Annotated in this window: 13 protein-coding genes; 8 read left to right on the top strand and 5 right to left on the bottom strand. The window is 68.1% G+C overall.

All coding sequences use genetic code 11. The features are described from left to right. The first annotated feature begins 50 nt into the window (after window positions 1–50). The 5 genes from araG (at window position 51) to pyrF (ending at window position 5,468) form a co-directional block, all read left to right on the top strand. Window positions 51–1,562 (top strand): L-arabinose ABC transporter ATP-binding protein AraG, encoded by a 1,512-nt coding sequence (gene araG, locus KVT39_RS07645; protein ID WP_105389865.1) that lies wholly within the window; start codon window positions 51–53, stop codon window positions 1,560–1,562. 70 nt (window positions 1,563–1,632) lie between these two features. Continuing rightward, entirely contained in the window at window positions 1,633–2,649 is a 1,017-nt protein-coding gene (araH, locus tag KVT39_RS07640) for an L-arabinose ABC transporter permease AraH (protein ID WP_034182693.1), read from the top strand. A 24-nt stretch (window positions 2,650–2,673) separates the two neighbouring features. Next, complete coding sequence (locus KVT39_RS07635; protein WP_217588297.1) at window positions 2,674–3,489, top strand: SDR family NAD(P)-dependent oxidoreductase; 816 nt, start codon at window positions 2,674–2,676, stop codon at window positions 3,487–3,489. A gap of 50 nt (window positions 3,490–3,539) precedes the next feature. Next, a complete protein-coding gene (locus tag KVT39_RS07630; protein WP_217588296.1) occupies window positions 3,540–4,601 on the top strand; it encodes an aldose 1-epimerase in 1,062 nt (353 codons plus the stop codon). A 39-nt stretch (window positions 4,602–4,640) separates the two neighbouring features. Beyond that, window positions 4,641–5,468, top strand: a complete 828-nt coding sequence (gene pyrF, locus KVT39_RS07625; RefSeq protein ID WP_034182696.1) for an orotidine-5'-phosphate decarboxylase — start codon at window positions 4,641–4,643, stop codon at window positions 5,466–5,468. A 104-nt stretch (window positions 5,469–5,572) separates the two neighbouring features. On the opposite strand, the gene KVT39_RS07620 is transcribed toward pyrF, so the two are convergent. Genes KVT39_RS07620 through thiL form a run of 3 tightly spaced genes read right to left on the bottom strand, consistent with a single transcriptional unit; the run spans window position 5,573 to window position 7,644 of the window. Further along, complete coding sequence (locus KVT39_RS07620) at window positions 5,573–6,073, bottom strand: CinA family protein (protein ID WP_034182697.1); 501 nt, start codon at window positions 6,071–6,073, stop codon at window positions 5,573–5,575. A gap of 31 nt (window positions 6,074–6,104) precedes the next feature. After that, window positions 6,105–6,656, bottom strand: coding sequence for a phosphatidylglycerophosphatase A (locus tag KVT39_RS07615; protein ID WP_217588295.1), 552 nt, complete (start codon window positions 6,654–6,656; stop codon window positions 6,105–6,107). Then, a complete protein-coding gene (gene thiL, locus KVT39_RS07610) occupies window positions 6,646–7,644 on the bottom strand; it encodes a thiamine-phosphate kinase (RefSeq protein ID WP_034182699.1) in 999 nt (332 codons plus the stop codon). The genes KVT39_RS07615 and thiL overlap by 11 nt, the downstream gene beginning before the upstream one ends. 135 nt (window positions 7,645–7,779) lie before the next feature. Here thiL and KVT39_RS07605 point away from each other — a divergent pair, with 135 nt between their 5' ends. The 3 genes from KVT39_RS07605 to KVT39_RS07595 all read left to right on the top strand — a co-directional run bounded on the left by KVT39_RS07605 (window position 7,780) and on the right by KVT39_RS07595 (window position 11,512). Next, the gene (locus tag KVT39_RS07605; protein ID WP_034182700.1) at window positions 7,780–10,122 is read left to right on the top strand and encodes an NADP-dependent malic enzyme; all 2,343 of its coding nucleotides are present in this window, start codon (window positions 7,780–7,782) and stop codon (window positions 10,120–10,122) included. A gap of 378 nt (window positions 10,123–10,500) precedes the next feature. After that, on the top strand, window positions 10,501–10,932 hold the full coding sequence (locus tag KVT39_RS07600) for a ribonuclease domain-containing protein (RefSeq protein WP_034182701.1): 432 nt from the start codon (window positions 10,501–10,503) through the stop codon (window positions 10,930–10,932). Between the two features lie 16 nt (window positions 10,933–10,948). Next, window positions 10,949–11,512, top strand: a complete 564-nt coding sequence (locus KVT39_RS07595) for a barstar family protein (protein WP_027783519.1) — start codon at window positions 10,949–10,951, stop codon at window positions 11,510–11,512. Between the two features lie 168 nt (window positions 11,513–11,680). Here the strand turns inward: KVT39_RS07595 and KVT39_RS07590 are convergent, their stop codons facing one another. Further along, window positions 11,681–12,448: a 16S rRNA (uracil(1498)-N(3))-methyltransferase gene (locus KVT39_RS07590; protein WP_034183404.1), complete on the bottom strand. Its 768-nt coding sequence runs from the start codon at window positions 12,446–12,448 to the stop codon at window positions 11,681–11,683. Between the two features lie 17 nt (window positions 12,449–12,465). After that, window positions 12,466–12,882, bottom strand: a complete 417-nt coding sequence (locus tag KVT39_RS07585; RefSeq protein ID WP_034182702.1) for a glyoxalase/bleomycin resistance/extradiol dioxygenase family protein — start codon at window positions 12,880–12,882, stop codon at window positions 12,466–12,468. Window positions 12,883–12,896 lie beyond the last annotated feature (14 nt).

Raw genomic sequence — 12,896 nt, 5'->3', positions numbered from 1 at the left:
GCGGCGATGCGGCGGCCGGCGGTCGATCGATTGGGAAGTGAGGAGACGACGTGTCAGCGGCACTGCGTTTTGACAATATCGGCAAGGTATTTCCCGGCGTGCGCGCACTCGACGGCATTTCGTTCGACGTGCATGCGGGCGAGGTGCATGGCCTGATGGGCGAGAACGGCGCGGGCAAGTCGACGCTGCTGAAGATTCTCGGCGGCGAATACCAGCCCGATGCGGGCAGCGTGCTGGTCGACGGCCAGCCCGTGCAGTTCGCGAGTGCGGCGGCGTCGATCGCGGCCGGCATCGCGGTGATTCACCAGGAGCTGCAGTACGTACCCGACCTGACGGTCGCGGAAAACCTGCTGCTCGGCCGCCTGCCGAACGCGTTCGGCTGGGTGAGGAAGCGCGAGGCGAAGCGCTACGTGCGCGAGCGGCTCGCCGCGATGGGCGTCGACCTCGATCCCGACGCGAAGCTCGGGCGGCTGTCGATCGCGCAGCGGCAGATGGTCGAGATCTGCAAGGCGCTGATGCGCAATGCGCGCGTGATCGCGCTCGACGAACCGACGAGCTCGCTGTCGCATCGCGAGACCGAGGTGCTGTTCAAGCTCGTCGACGACCTGCGCGCGCAGGGTCGCGCGCTGATCTACATCTCGCACCGGATGGACGAAATCTACCGGCTGTGCGATGCGTGCACGATCTTCCGCGACGGGCGCAAGATCGCGTCGCACGATGCGCTTGCCGACGTGCCGCGCGAGCGGCTCGTCGCCGAGATGGTCGGGCGCGAGATTTCGGACATCTACCATTACGCGCCGCGCGCGCTCGGCGACGTGCGGTTTTCCGCCGAAGGCGTCGACGGCCCGGCGCTGCGCGAACCCGCGAGCTTCTCGGTGCGCGCGGGCGAGATCGTCGGTTTCTTCGGGCTGGTCGGCGCGGGCCGCAGCGAACTGATGCGGCTCGTGTACGGCGCGGACCGCCGGCGCGCGGGCGTGCTGACGCTCGACGGCACGCGCATCGACGTGAAGCGCACCGGCGACGCGATCCGCCACGGCATCGTGCTGTGCCCCGAGGACCGCAAGGAAGAAGGGATCATCGCGATCGCGTCGGTCGCGGAGAACATCAACATCAGCTGCCGCCGCCATTCGCTGCGCGCGGGGCTGTTCATCGACCGCAAGACCGAAAGCGAAACGGCCGACCGCTTCATCCAGCGGCTGAAGATCAAGACGCCGAACCGGCGGCAGAAGATCCGCTTCCTGTCCGGCGGCAACCAGCAGAAGGCGATCCTGTCGCGCTGGCTCGCGGAGCCCGACCTGAAGGTCGTGATCCTCGACGAGCCGACCCGCGGGATCGACGTCGGCGCGAAGCACGAGATCTACGACGTGATCTACCGGCTCGCGGAGCGCGGCTGCGCGATCGTGATGGTGTCGTCGGAACTGCCGGAAGTGCTCGGCGTGTCCGATCGCATCGTCGTGATGCGCGAAGGCCGGATCGCGGGCGAGCTGCCGCGCGAACAGGCGAACGAGCACGCGGTGCTGAACCTCGCGCTGCCGCAGACGAGCGCCGCCCAGGCGGCCTGACGCGGCGCACGACATTCGAATCGATCAGGCGCGGCGTGAGCCGCGCGATGCAGGAGCAGGAGACACAATCATGCAAGTCAGGGAAAACCTCGCCGGCGCAGCCGTGAAGCAGTCGGCCGACGCGCTGGTTCCGCAGCAAAGCGACCGGCAGAAGTGGTGGCAGCATCTCACCGAGTACAGCCTCATCGCGATCTTCGCGGTGATGTTCATCACGATGTCGCTGACGGTCGATCACTTCTTCTCGATCGACAACATGCTCGGCCTCGCGCTGTCGATCTCGCAGATCGGCATGGTCGCGTGCACGATGATGTTCTGTCTCGCGTCGCGCGATTTCGACCTGTCGATCGGCTCGACCGTCGCGTTCTCGGGCGTGCTGTGCGCGATGGTGCTGAACGCGACCGACAACACGTTCGTCGCGATCATTGCGGCGGTCGCGGCCGGCGCCGCGATCGGCTTCGTGAACGGCGCGGTGATCGCGTACCTGCGCATCAACGCGCTGATCACGACGCTCGCGACGATGGAGATCGTGCGCGGGCTCGGCTTCATCGTGTCGAAGGGGCAGGCGGTCGGCGTGTCGTCGGATACGTTCATCGCGCTCGGCGGCTTGTCGCTGTTCGGCGTATCGCTGCCGATCTGGGTCACGCTGCTGTGCTTCATCGCGTTCGGCGTGCTGCTGAACCAGACCGTGTACGGCCGCAACACGCTCGCGATCGGCGGCAACCCCGAGGCGTCGCGGCTCGCGGGGATCAACGTCGAACGCACGCGCGTGTACATCTTCCTGATCCAGGGCGCGGTGACCGCGCTCGCGGGCGTGATCCTCGCGTCGCGCATCACGTCGGGCCAGCCGAACGCCGCGCAGGGCTTCGAGCTGAACGTGATCTCCGCGTGCGTGCTCGGCGGCGTGTCGCTGATGGGCGGCCGCGCGACGATCTCGGGCGTCGTGATCGGCGTGCTGATCATGGGCACCGTCGAGAACGTGATGAACCTGCTGAACATCGACGCGTTCTACCAGTACCTCGTGCGCGGCGCGATCCTGCTCGCGGCGGTGCTGCTCGACCAGCTGAAGAACCGCGGCGTACGCGACTGACCTGATTTCACGGAGACGAACCGCATGACCATCGACACTTCCGCGCACGACCCGCACGCCGCGAGCCATGCGCGCTTTGCGCGATACCCGAGCCTCGAGGATCGCGCGGTGCTGATCACGGGCGGCGCGACCGGCATCGGCGCGTCGTTCGTCGAGCACTTCGCGCAGCAGGGCGCGCGCGTCGCGTTCGTCGACCTCGATGCGGCCGCGGGCACCGCGCTGGCGGAAAGCCTCGCGCATGCGCCGCACGTACGTCATGCGCCGCTGTTCATCCAGTGCGACCTGACCGACATCGATGCGCTGCGCCATGCGATCGACGCGATCCGCGCGCGCATCGGCGCGATCGCGGTGCTCGTGAACAACGCGGCGAACGACACGCGCCACGCGATCGGCGACGTGACGCCCGAGTCGTTCGACGCGGGCATCGCGGTGAACCTGCGCCACCAGTTCTTTGCCGCGCAGGCGGTGATCGACGACATGAAGCAGCAAGGCGGCGGCGCGATCGTCAATCTCGGCTCGATCAGCTGGATGCTGAAAAACGGCGGCTATCCCGTCTACGTGATGGCGAAGGCGGCCGTGCAGGGCCTGACGCGCGGCCTCGCGCGCGACCTCGGTCCGTTCGGCATCCGCGTGAACTCGCTGGTGCCCGGCTGGGTGATGACCGACAAGCAGCGCCGGCTGTGGCTCGACGACGCGGGCCGTGCGGCGATCAAGGCCGGCCAGTGCCTCGATGCCGAACTGCTGCCGGCCGACCTCGCGCGGATGGCGCTGTTCCTCGCGGCCGACGACAGCCGGATGATCACCGCGCAGGACGTGATCGTCGACGGCGGCTGGGCCTGACCGTTCGCACCGACCCGCATCGTTTCTTCGACGAAGGAAAGGAGCTCATCATGACCGCCACGCCCTCGCGCGCATCGTCGTCCACGAGCCAGTCGCGCCGTGCCCGCCTGGCCGCCGCCGCGCAGCCGGTCAGCCCCGGCCCGCAGACGGCCGCATTCGCGCAGGGCGTGGGCGCCGCGCATGCGGCGGCCGTCTCGCTGTCGAATGCGTCGCTGCGGCTCGACGTGCTGCCGCATCTGGGCGGCGGCATCGCGCGCTTCGACTGGCGCGGCGACAACGGTGCGCTGGTGCCGGTGTTTCGCCGCTGCGAGCATCCGGAGACGGCGACGGACCCGAACGAGCTCGCGTGTTATCCGCTGCTGCCTTACTCGAACCGGATCGGCGGCGCACGCTTCGAATGCGACGGGCGCAAGGTCGCGGTGCCGCGCAACCGGCGCGACGAGCCGCTGCCGATCCACGGCGACGGCTGGCTCGCGCCGTGGCAGGTGGACGAGGCGACCGACACGACGCTGCAGTTGTCGCTCGATCGCGCGGCTGGCGCGCCGTATGCGTTCCGCGCGATCCAGTCGTTCGAACTCGACGACACGACGCTGTCGATCGCGCTGACGATCGAGAACGCGGGGCGCGCCCGGCTGCCGTTCGGGCTCGGCGTGCATCCGTTCCTGGTGCGCGACGCGGTGACCGAGCTGGCCGCGGCGGCCGGCGGGCTGTGGTTGTCGGGCTCCGATTTCCTGCCGGTGCGGCACGTGAGCGTGCCGCCGGCCTGGCAGTTCGGCGTCGCGTATCCGCTGCCGGGTGCGCTCGTCAATCACGCGTTCACCGGCTGGGGCGGCCACGCGACGGTGAGCTGGCCGCGCCGCGGGCTGTCGCTGACGGTCGCGGCCGACGCCGACGCGTACGTGCTCTATACACCGCCCGGCGAGGATTTCTTCTGCTTCGAGCCGGTCGATCATCCGATCAATGCGGTGAACCTGCCGGGCGGCGCAGCCGCGCACGGAATGACGCTGCTCGCGCCGGGCGAGCGGCTCACGCGGCGTTTCGCGTTCACCGTCGGGCGCGCCGATGCGCGCGGCAATGCCGCGACTCGCGAGGCGCGCCGAAGACGCGGGTAAAATACGCGGTCTACCAATGGTTTGCCGCGAGTACCCGCCATGTCTTCCCCGCTTACTTTCATCGAATCGCTGCGCGCCGCGTGGCAGCGCACGAATTCGCTGCTGTGCGTCGGCCTCGATCCCGAGCCGTCGCGCTTTCCCGTGCAGTTCGACGGCCAGCCCGACGCGATCTTCGAATTCTGTCGGCAGATCGTCGACGCGACCGCGCAGTACGCGAGCGCGTTCAAGCCGCAGATCGCCTATTTCGCCGCGCATCGCGCGGAAGACCAGCTCGAACGGCTGATCGCGCACATCCACCTTCAGCATCCGGGCCTGCCCGTGATCCTCGACGCGAAGCGCGGCGACATCGGCAGCACGGCCGAGCAGTACGCGCGCGAAGCGTTCGAGCGCTATCGCGCGGACGCGGTCACGGTGAACCCGTACATGGGCTACGACTCCGTCGAGCCGTACTTCGAGCACGACGGCAAGGGCGTGATCGTGCTGTGCCGCACGTCGAACCCGGGCGGCTCCGACCTGCAGTTCCTGGAAACGGGGGGGCGGCCGCTGTACCAGGTCGTCGCGGACCTCGCGGCGAACAAGTGGAACGCGAAGAACGGCCAGCTCGGCCTCGTGGTCGGCGCGACGTTCCCGAAGGAAATCGAGATCGTGCGCGGGATCGTCGGCGACATGCCGCTGCTGATTCCCGGCATCGGCGCGCAGGGCGGCGACGTGCAGGCGACCGTCAGCGCCGGCCGCACGGCCGACGGCACGGGCATGATGATCAACTCGTCGCGCGCGATCCTGTACGCGAGCAACGGCGAGGATTTCGCCGAAGCCGCGGCGCTCGCCGCGCAGAAGACCCGCGATACGATCAACGCGCATCGCTGAAATGCACAGGCCGCCCGTTCGGGCGGCCGACTTTCCGGCAGGCCCGCACCGGCGGGTCGGTGCCGCGTTCCCGCTCAACTTTCCCGCTTCGTCCGCCTGCCCGCTCAGCCCTCGCGCTCGTCGAGCAGCTTCAATAGCCCGCGCAGCGCATGCACGGCCGCCTGCGTGCGGATCTGTTCGCGGTCGCCCTTGAACACGAGCGTTTCGACGTCGGTATGAAGCCGGTTGCTCCAGCCGAACGACACGGTGCCGACCGGCTTTTTCTCGCTGCCGCCCGCCGGGCCCGCGATGCCCGTGACGGACAGCGCGACCTGCGCGCGGCTGTTGCGCAGCGCGCCTTCGGCCATCGCGCGCGCGACGGGCTCGCTGACGGCGCCGTGCTTGTCGATCAGGTCGGGCGGCACGCCGATCATGTCGATCTTGGCCTGGTTCGAATACGTGACGAAGCCGCGCTCGAACCACTGGCTGCTGCCGGAGATGTCGGTGATCGCCGCGGCGATCATGCCGCCGGTGCAGGATTCGGCGGTGGCGAGCGTCAGGTGCTCGTCACGCAGCTTGTTGCCTGCGCGGATCGCAAGCTGGTGGACGACGGAATCGGTTGGCATGCGCGTCGGGAAACGGGAGTCGGGAAATCGGTCAGCCGACGACGGAGCGCCACAGGGCGATCACGAGCAGCGTCATGAACGCGGCGACCAGGTCGTCGATCATGATGCCGAGCCCGCCTTTCAGGCGGCGGTCGAAATAGCGGATCGGCGGTGGCTTGAGCATGTCGAAGAAGCGGAACGCGACGAACGCCCACAACTGGCCGATGAAGGTCGCCGGCGTGACGAACAGCATCACGAGCCAGATCGCGACGATCTCGTCCCAGACGACGGCGCCCGGATCGGACGTGCCCATCTTCCTCGCGGTGAAACCGGTGATCCACGTGCCCGCCGCGAAGCCGGCCGCGATCAGCACCCACCATTCGGGTACCGTCAGGTAGCGGCTCAGCACGATGAACGTGAGCCAGCCGAACAGCGAACCGAACGTGCCGGGCATGATCGGCGCGAGCCCGCTGCCGAAACCGAGCGACACGAGGTGCGCCGGATGCGACAGCATGAAGCGCGCGCTCGCGCGCTTCGGCGCATTCCCGTTCGGTGCGGCGCCGGGTTCGACCGCGGCGTGCGCGGGCGTCGGGTCAGTCTGCATGGAAGTGGTCGAAGCCGTGCAACGTGAGAGCCAGGGGCGCGCCGGCGGCGTCGCGCCACGCGATCGCGGGCCGCTCCGACGGCGCGGACAACGCGCGTATTGTACCGATTCGCGTGACCGGCACGCCGGCCGTCGCGCCTGCCGCTTCGACCGCCGCGCGGGCCGCGGCCGGAGCCGTGAAGCACAGCTCGTAGTCGTCGCCGCCCGCCAGCGTGCAGCGGCGCTGCACGTCGGGCGGCAGCGTCGCGAGCGCGGCCGAGCGCGGTACCGCGTCGGCGTCGATCTCGGCGCGCACGTTCGAGCGCGCCAGGATGTGCTGCAGGTCGCCGGCGAGGCCGTCCGAGATGTCGAGCGCCGCGTGCGCGACGCCCGCGAGCGCGAGGCCGAGCGCGACGCGCGGTTCGGGGCGCTCGAGCGCGTGCCGGAACGCGGCCGCTTCGTTCGCGCCGGCCGCCCATTCGCCGCGTGCGACGCCGAGGCCGGCGCGTGCGTCGCCGAGCGTGCCGGACACCCAGACGTCGTCGCCGTCGCGCGCGGCATCGCGCCGCAGCGCCGCGTCGGGCGCGACTTCGCCGAATACGGTCACGCACAGGTTCAGCGGCCCGCTCGTCGTGTCGCCGCCGACCAGCTCGCAGCCGAATCGCTCGGCGAGCGCGAACAGCCCGTTGCTGAACGCCTCGAGCCACGCCGCGTCGGCGCGCGGCAGTGCGCACGCGAGCGTGAACGCGCGCGGCTCGGCGCCCATCGCCGCGAGGTCGGACAGGTTGACCGCGAGCGTCTTGTGGCCGAGCGCGTCGGGCGCGACGTCGGGGAAGAAGTGGCGGCCCTCGACCAGCATGTCCGTCGAAATGGCCAGCAATTTCCCGGATCGAGGTGCGATCAGCGCGCAATCGTCGCCGATGCCGAGCGTCGACGCGCGTGCGCCCTGTGCCGCGCGGCGCGCGAAGAAGCGATCGATCAGCGAAAACTCGGAGAGGGCGGCTGGCACGGCGGGTGGATCCGATACGGTTCAGGGAACGGCATTGTACGAGGCGAACGGCGGCGTTCCTGCACCGTTCGGTTCATTTTTGTCGCGGCTGTCGCACCCGAATCGCCGGTCTGGCGGCCTTCGATTGGCGCTACAATGCCGTCGAACAGTTATTCTAATCCGCCCGTCACGAGACATATGTCCACCCAAGCCTCCTCCAAAGCCAAGCTCCGCGAAGCCGCGCTCGACTATCACGAATTCCCGACTCCGGGGAAGATCGCGATCGCCCCGACCAAGCAGATGATCAACCAGCGCGACCTCGCGCTCGCATATTCGCCGGGCGTGGCGTATGCGTGCGAGGAGATCGTCGAGAACCCGCTCAACGCGGCGCGTTTCACCGCGCGCAGCAACCTGGTCGGCGTCGTCACGAACGGCACGGCGGTGCTCGGTCTCGGCAACATCGGCCCGCTCGCGTCGAAGCCGGTGATGGAAGGCAAGGCCGTGCTGTTCAAGAAGTTCGCCGGCATCGACGTGTTCGACATCGAGCTGAACGAGTCGGACCCGCACAAGCTCGTCGACGTGATCGCCGCGCTGGAGCCGACCTTCGGCGGGATCAACCTGGAAGACATCAAGGCGCCTGACTGCTTCATCGTCGAGCGCGAAGCGCGCAAGCGGATGAAGATCCCGGTGTTCCACGACGACCAGCACGGCACCGCGATCGTCGTGGCCGCGGCTGTCACGAACGGCCTGAAGGTCGTCGGCAAGGACATCAAGAAGGTGAAGCTCGTCGCGTCCGGCGCGGGCGCGGCCGCGCTCGCGTGTCTCGACCTGCTGGTCGACATCGGCCTGCCGATCGAGAACATCCTGGTGACCGACCTGGCCGGCGTGGTCTACAAGGGCCGCACCGAACTGATGGACCCGGACAAGGAGCGTTTCGCACGCGAGACCGAAGCGCGGACGCTGGCCGAAGTGATCGAAGGCGCGGACATCTTCCTCGGCCTGTCGGCCGCGGGCGTGCTGAAGCAGGAGATGGTGAAGGGCATGGCCGAGCGCCCGCTGATCCTCGCGCTCGCGAACCCGACGCCGGAAATCCTGCCGGAACTCGCGCTCGAAGTGCGCCCGGACGCGGTGCTGGCCACGGGCCGCACCGACTACCCGAACCAGGTCAACAACGTCCTGTGCTTCCCGTTCATCTTCCGCGGCGCGCTCGACGTCGGCGCGACGACGATCACGCGTGAAATGGAGATCGCGGCCGTCAATGCGATCGCCGAGCTCGCGCAGCAGGAACAGAGCGACATCGTCGCGACCGCGTACGGCATCCAGGACCTGTCGTTCGGCCCCGAATACCTGATTCCGAAGCCGTTCGACCCGCGCCTGATCGTGAAGATCGCGCCGGCCGTCGCGCAGGCCGCGATGGACGGCGGCGTCGCGACGCGCCCGATCGAGGACATGGAGGCGTACCGCGTCCATCTGCAGCAGTTCGTGTATCACAGCGGCACGACGATGAAGCCGATCTTCCAGATCGCGCGCAGCGCGCCGGCGGAGAAGAAGCGCGTCGTGTTCGCGGAAGGCGAAGAAGAGCGCGTGTTGCGCGCCGTTCAGATCATCGTCGACGAAAAACTCGCGACGCCGATCCTGATCGGCCGGCCGTCGGTGATCGAGCACCGTATCCAGCGCTACGGCCTGCGCCTGAATCCGGGTGTCGACTTCACGGTCGTCAACACCGAGCACGACGAGCGCTACCGCGACTTCTGGCAGTCGTACCACAAGCTGATGGCGCGCAAGGGCATCAGCGAGCAGCTCGCGCGCGTCGAGATGCGCCGCCGCACGACGCTGATCGGCGCGATGCTGGTGAAGCGGGGCGAAGCGGACGGGATGATCTGCGGCACGATCAGCACGACGCACCGCCACCTGCACTTCATCGACCAGGTGATCGGCAAGCGCCCCGGCTGCAGCGTCTATGCGGCAATGAACGGCCTCGTGCTGCCGGGCCGCCAGATCTTCCTCGTCGATACGCACGTCAACGTCGATCCGACCCCGGAGCAACTGGCCGAGATCACGATCATGGCCGCGGAAGAAGTACGCCGCTTCGGTATCGAGCCGAAGGTCGCGCTGCTGTCGCATTCGAATTTCGGCACGAGCAACGCGCCTTCGGCGCAGAAGATGCGCGATACGCTCGCGATCCTGCACGAAACCGCACCGGAACTGAAGGTCGACGGCGAGATGCACGGCGACGTCGCGCTCGACGCGGCGCTGCGCAAGGAAATCCTGCCGGAATCGACGCTGGAAGGCGACGCGAACCTGCTGATCCTGCCGAACATCGACGCCGCGAACATCGCGTACAACCTGCTGAAGACGGCCGCCGGCAACAACATCGCGATCGGGCCGATCCTGCTGGGTGCTGCCCAGCCGGTGCACGTGCTGACCGAATCGGCGACCGTTCGCCGCATCGTCAACATGGCGGCGCTGCTGGTCGCCGACGTGAACGCCGCGCGCTGAGCGAAAACGAACGCGCCAGGCCGGTCGAACCGGCGTGGCGCGTCGGGCGAAATTGTAAACAAAAGCAAAAAGAAGCGTGCCCGCAATGGGCACGCCGTCGGGCAGGGCGCAAACGCGCTTCCCTCAAAGCAACAGCAGCATCTCTCCACTCCAGGTAACGAGCGTGGCAAGGAGGCAGGGTCTTGCCATACGAAAGATGCCGCCTGCATTTTATCTTATGTAAGATAAATGTAGTGCAAATTCGGTAAGAAATACGCACATCCGCGCGTCGTCGGGCTTTCGATTCCCAAACGGACATTGATTCGCGCGGCCAATAACGCTACGCTAACGCCTTTGTTGGTCGTCAACTACTTGATTTAACAGCGGGAACCCTGGTTCATGGCACGCAAGTGGCTCCGCAACGGCGCGCTCGCGTCCGTCTTCGCGATGTTCGCGATGGGTATCGTCGGCACGCCGACGGGCAGTCTGGTTTCCGCCGCTTACGCACGGGAGGCCGTTTCGGCCGACGTGGCCGCCAGCGGGCTCGATACGATCCCGACCGCCCGTCTTCCGCGCGAGGCCGTGACCACGCTGGGACTGATCGGCGCCGGCGGCCCCTATCCGTACGAGAAAGACGGCGTCGTGTTCGGCAACCGCGAGCGGATTTTGCCGAAGGCGAAGCGCGGCTACTACCATGAGTACACGGTGCCGACGCCGCGTGCCCGCAATCGCGGCGCGCGCCGGATCGTCTGTGGCGGGCCATTGCGCCGGATCGACAACTGTTATTACACGGGCGACCACTACAACAGTTTTAAACGTATTGTTGAATGACTTCGGGACGAATGGCATGAGCGACTCCATCTACGCGCACGATTCGGCGGCGGCGGAACTGTTCGCGGCCGGCGACGGCAACCTGTTTCAGCGCGTGATTCAACTGAACGCGGCGGCACAGGCCGTCGGCGCGCCGGAGCAACAGGAAGCCGAGCCCGGGCTTTCATCGAACGAGGAGCCTATGAGCCTTTTCACGACCGTGCGACCCAATCTCGTGCAGTCGATCCGCGCGTTCCGCGTGCAGGATCTCGCCGACGAAGCCGGTCGGCTCGGCCAGCACTTCCTGTACGCGTATTGCGGCGCCGCGCAGTCGAAGCAGGAAGTGATGGAAACGATCGCGACGTCGTTCCTGTTCCCGAAGCATTTCGGGAAGAACTACGACGCGCTGTACGACTGCCTGACCGACCTCGTCGCGAAGGCCGGCGCGCAGCCCGGTTTCGTGATCGTCCTCGAAGGGCTGCCGATCGCGCAGAAGTTCGACAAGGAAGGGCGCGAGACGCTGCTCGACGTGTTCCGCGAGGCGGCCGAGTTCTGGGCCGAGCGCAAGGTCGCGTTCCGCGTGTTCTACTCGTTCGCGTAAGCGCGAATCGGCCTGCGGCACGGCGAAAAGCCCGCTTCGAGCGGGCTTTTTTGCGTGTGCGCGGCCGGCCCGACAAAATTCCTTATCGATATCGAGCCGTTGAAAGCGGCGCGCTAACGCGCATCGCCGCGCGTCGACGTCATGCCGCGGCGCCTGCCCGGTCGCGCATCACCATCCGCCCCAGCGCGCTGCCAATGCCGCGAGCACGGCCGCGCCGGCCGTCTCGGTGCGCAGCACGCGGGGCCCAAGCGACAACGCGGTGAAGCCGCGCGCGCGGGCCGCGTTTTCCTCGTCGGGCGACAGTCCGCCTTCGGGCCCGATCAGCAGCGTGACGGGCGCTCCGGGCGGCGTGTCTGGCAGCGACGCGAACGGGATGCTCGCGCGCGGCGACAGCAGCAGCCGCAGTTCGCCGTCGGCCGGCGCGGCCGGCAGCGCATCGAGCCACGCGTTGAAGCCGAGTACCGGCGCAACCTCGGGCAAGCGGTTGCGCCCGCACTGTTCGCACGACGCGCGCACGACGCCGCGCCAGTGCGCGACGCGCTTGTCCGCGCGTTCGCCGGCGAGCTTCACGACGCCGCGTGCGGTCGACAGCGGCACGATCGCCGCGACGCCGAGCTCGACGGCCTTCTCGATCACCCAGTCCATCTTGTCGCCGCCGGCGATCCCTTGCGCGAGCGTCACGCGATAGGGCGGCTCGGCCTCGGCCGGCTCGAACGCGTCGATCTGCGCGAGTGCGCTGCGCTTGTCGATCTCGACGAGCCGCGCGCGGTATTGGCCGCCCGTGCCGTCGAACAGCGCGAGCACGTCGCCGGGCTGCAGGCGCAGCACCTGAGCGTGGCGCGCGACGTCGGCCGGCAGCGCGAGCGTGGCGTCGGCGCGCAGTGCCGCGTCGACGAAAAAGCGCGGCACGGCCGCGGTGGTGGTGGCTTCGTTCATGCGTGTGGCGGTTTCGGTCATGCGTCGAGATGGCGCGCGAGTGCCCAGCGGTAGCCGTCGAGATCCTCGATCTGCGCGAACCGGTCGCCCCAGAACTGGTCCTGCGGCGCGCTCAGCGATTTCGCGCCCGCGTCCAGCGCGCGCTGCCAGGTTGCGTCGACATCGTCGACGTACAGATAGAACGACTGCGGCGCGGTGGCGTGCGCGCTTTTCGGCGTGAGCGCGATCGAGCCGAATGCACCTTCGGGTGCGAACATCACGATCAACTGGCCGCGGTAGACCATCTCGACGTGCATGATCGCGCCGTCCTCGTCGTGCACGTCGCGCAGCTCGAAGCCGAATGCGGCCTTGAAGAAATCGATGGCCGCGCGCGCGTTGCGTACGGCCAGGTATGGCGTCAACCAAGGCACGTTGGCCGGACGTGGATCGGTCATCGGTAGTTCTCCTG

Origin of the sequence: Burkholderia sp. GbtcB21, from assembly GCF_019091065.1 — a bacterium.
GTDB classification, from domain to species: Bacteria; Pseudomonadota; Gammaproteobacteria; order Burkholderiales; family Burkholderiaceae; genus Burkholderia; species Burkholderia pyrrocinia_C.
This window is presented reverse-complemented; position numbering and strand designations above follow the sequence as displayed.

Coding starts and splice junctions, on each gene's coding strand:
- KVT39_RS07590 (WP_034183404.1), bottom strand. CDS start 12,448: ATGAACGAAGCCACCACCACCGCGGCCGTGCCGCGCTTTTTCGTCGAC.
- KVT39_RS07605 (WP_034182700.1), top strand. CDS start 7,780: ATGCCGTCGAACAGTTATTCTAATCCGCCCGTCACGAGACATATGTCC.
- KVT39_RS07635 (WP_217588297.1), top strand. CDS start 2,674: ATGACCATCGACACTTCCGCGCACGACCCGCACGCCGCGAGCCATGCG.
- araH (WP_034182693.1), top strand. CDS start 1,633: ATGCAAGTCAGGGAAAACCTCGCCGGCGCAGCCGTGAAGCAGTCGGCC.
- pyrF (WP_034182696.1), top strand. CDS start 4,641: ATGTCTTCCCCGCTTACTTTCATCGAATCGCTGCGCGCCGCGTGGCAG.
- KVT39_RS07585 (WP_034182702.1), bottom strand. CDS start 12,882: ATGACCGATCCACGTCCGGCCAACGTGCCTTGGTTGACGCCATACCTG.
- KVT39_RS07595 (WP_027783519.1), top strand. CDS start 10,949: ATGAGCGACTCCATCTACGCGCACGATTCGGCGGCGGCGGAACTGTTC.
- KVT39_RS07600 (WP_034182701.1), top strand. CDS start 10,501: ATGGCACGCAAGTGGCTCCGCAACGGCGCGCTCGCGTCCGTCTTCGCG.
- KVT39_RS07620 (WP_034182697.1), bottom strand. CDS start 6,073: ATGCCAACCGATTCCGTCGTCCACCAGCTTGCGATCCGCGCAGGCAAC.
- KVT39_RS07615 (WP_217588295.1), bottom strand. CDS start 6,656: ATGCAGACTGACCCGACGCCCGCGCACGCCGCGGTCGAACCCGGCGCC.
- KVT39_RS07630 (WP_217588296.1), top strand. CDS start 3,540: ATGACCGCCACGCCCTCGCGCGCATCGTCGTCCACGAGCCAGTCGCGC.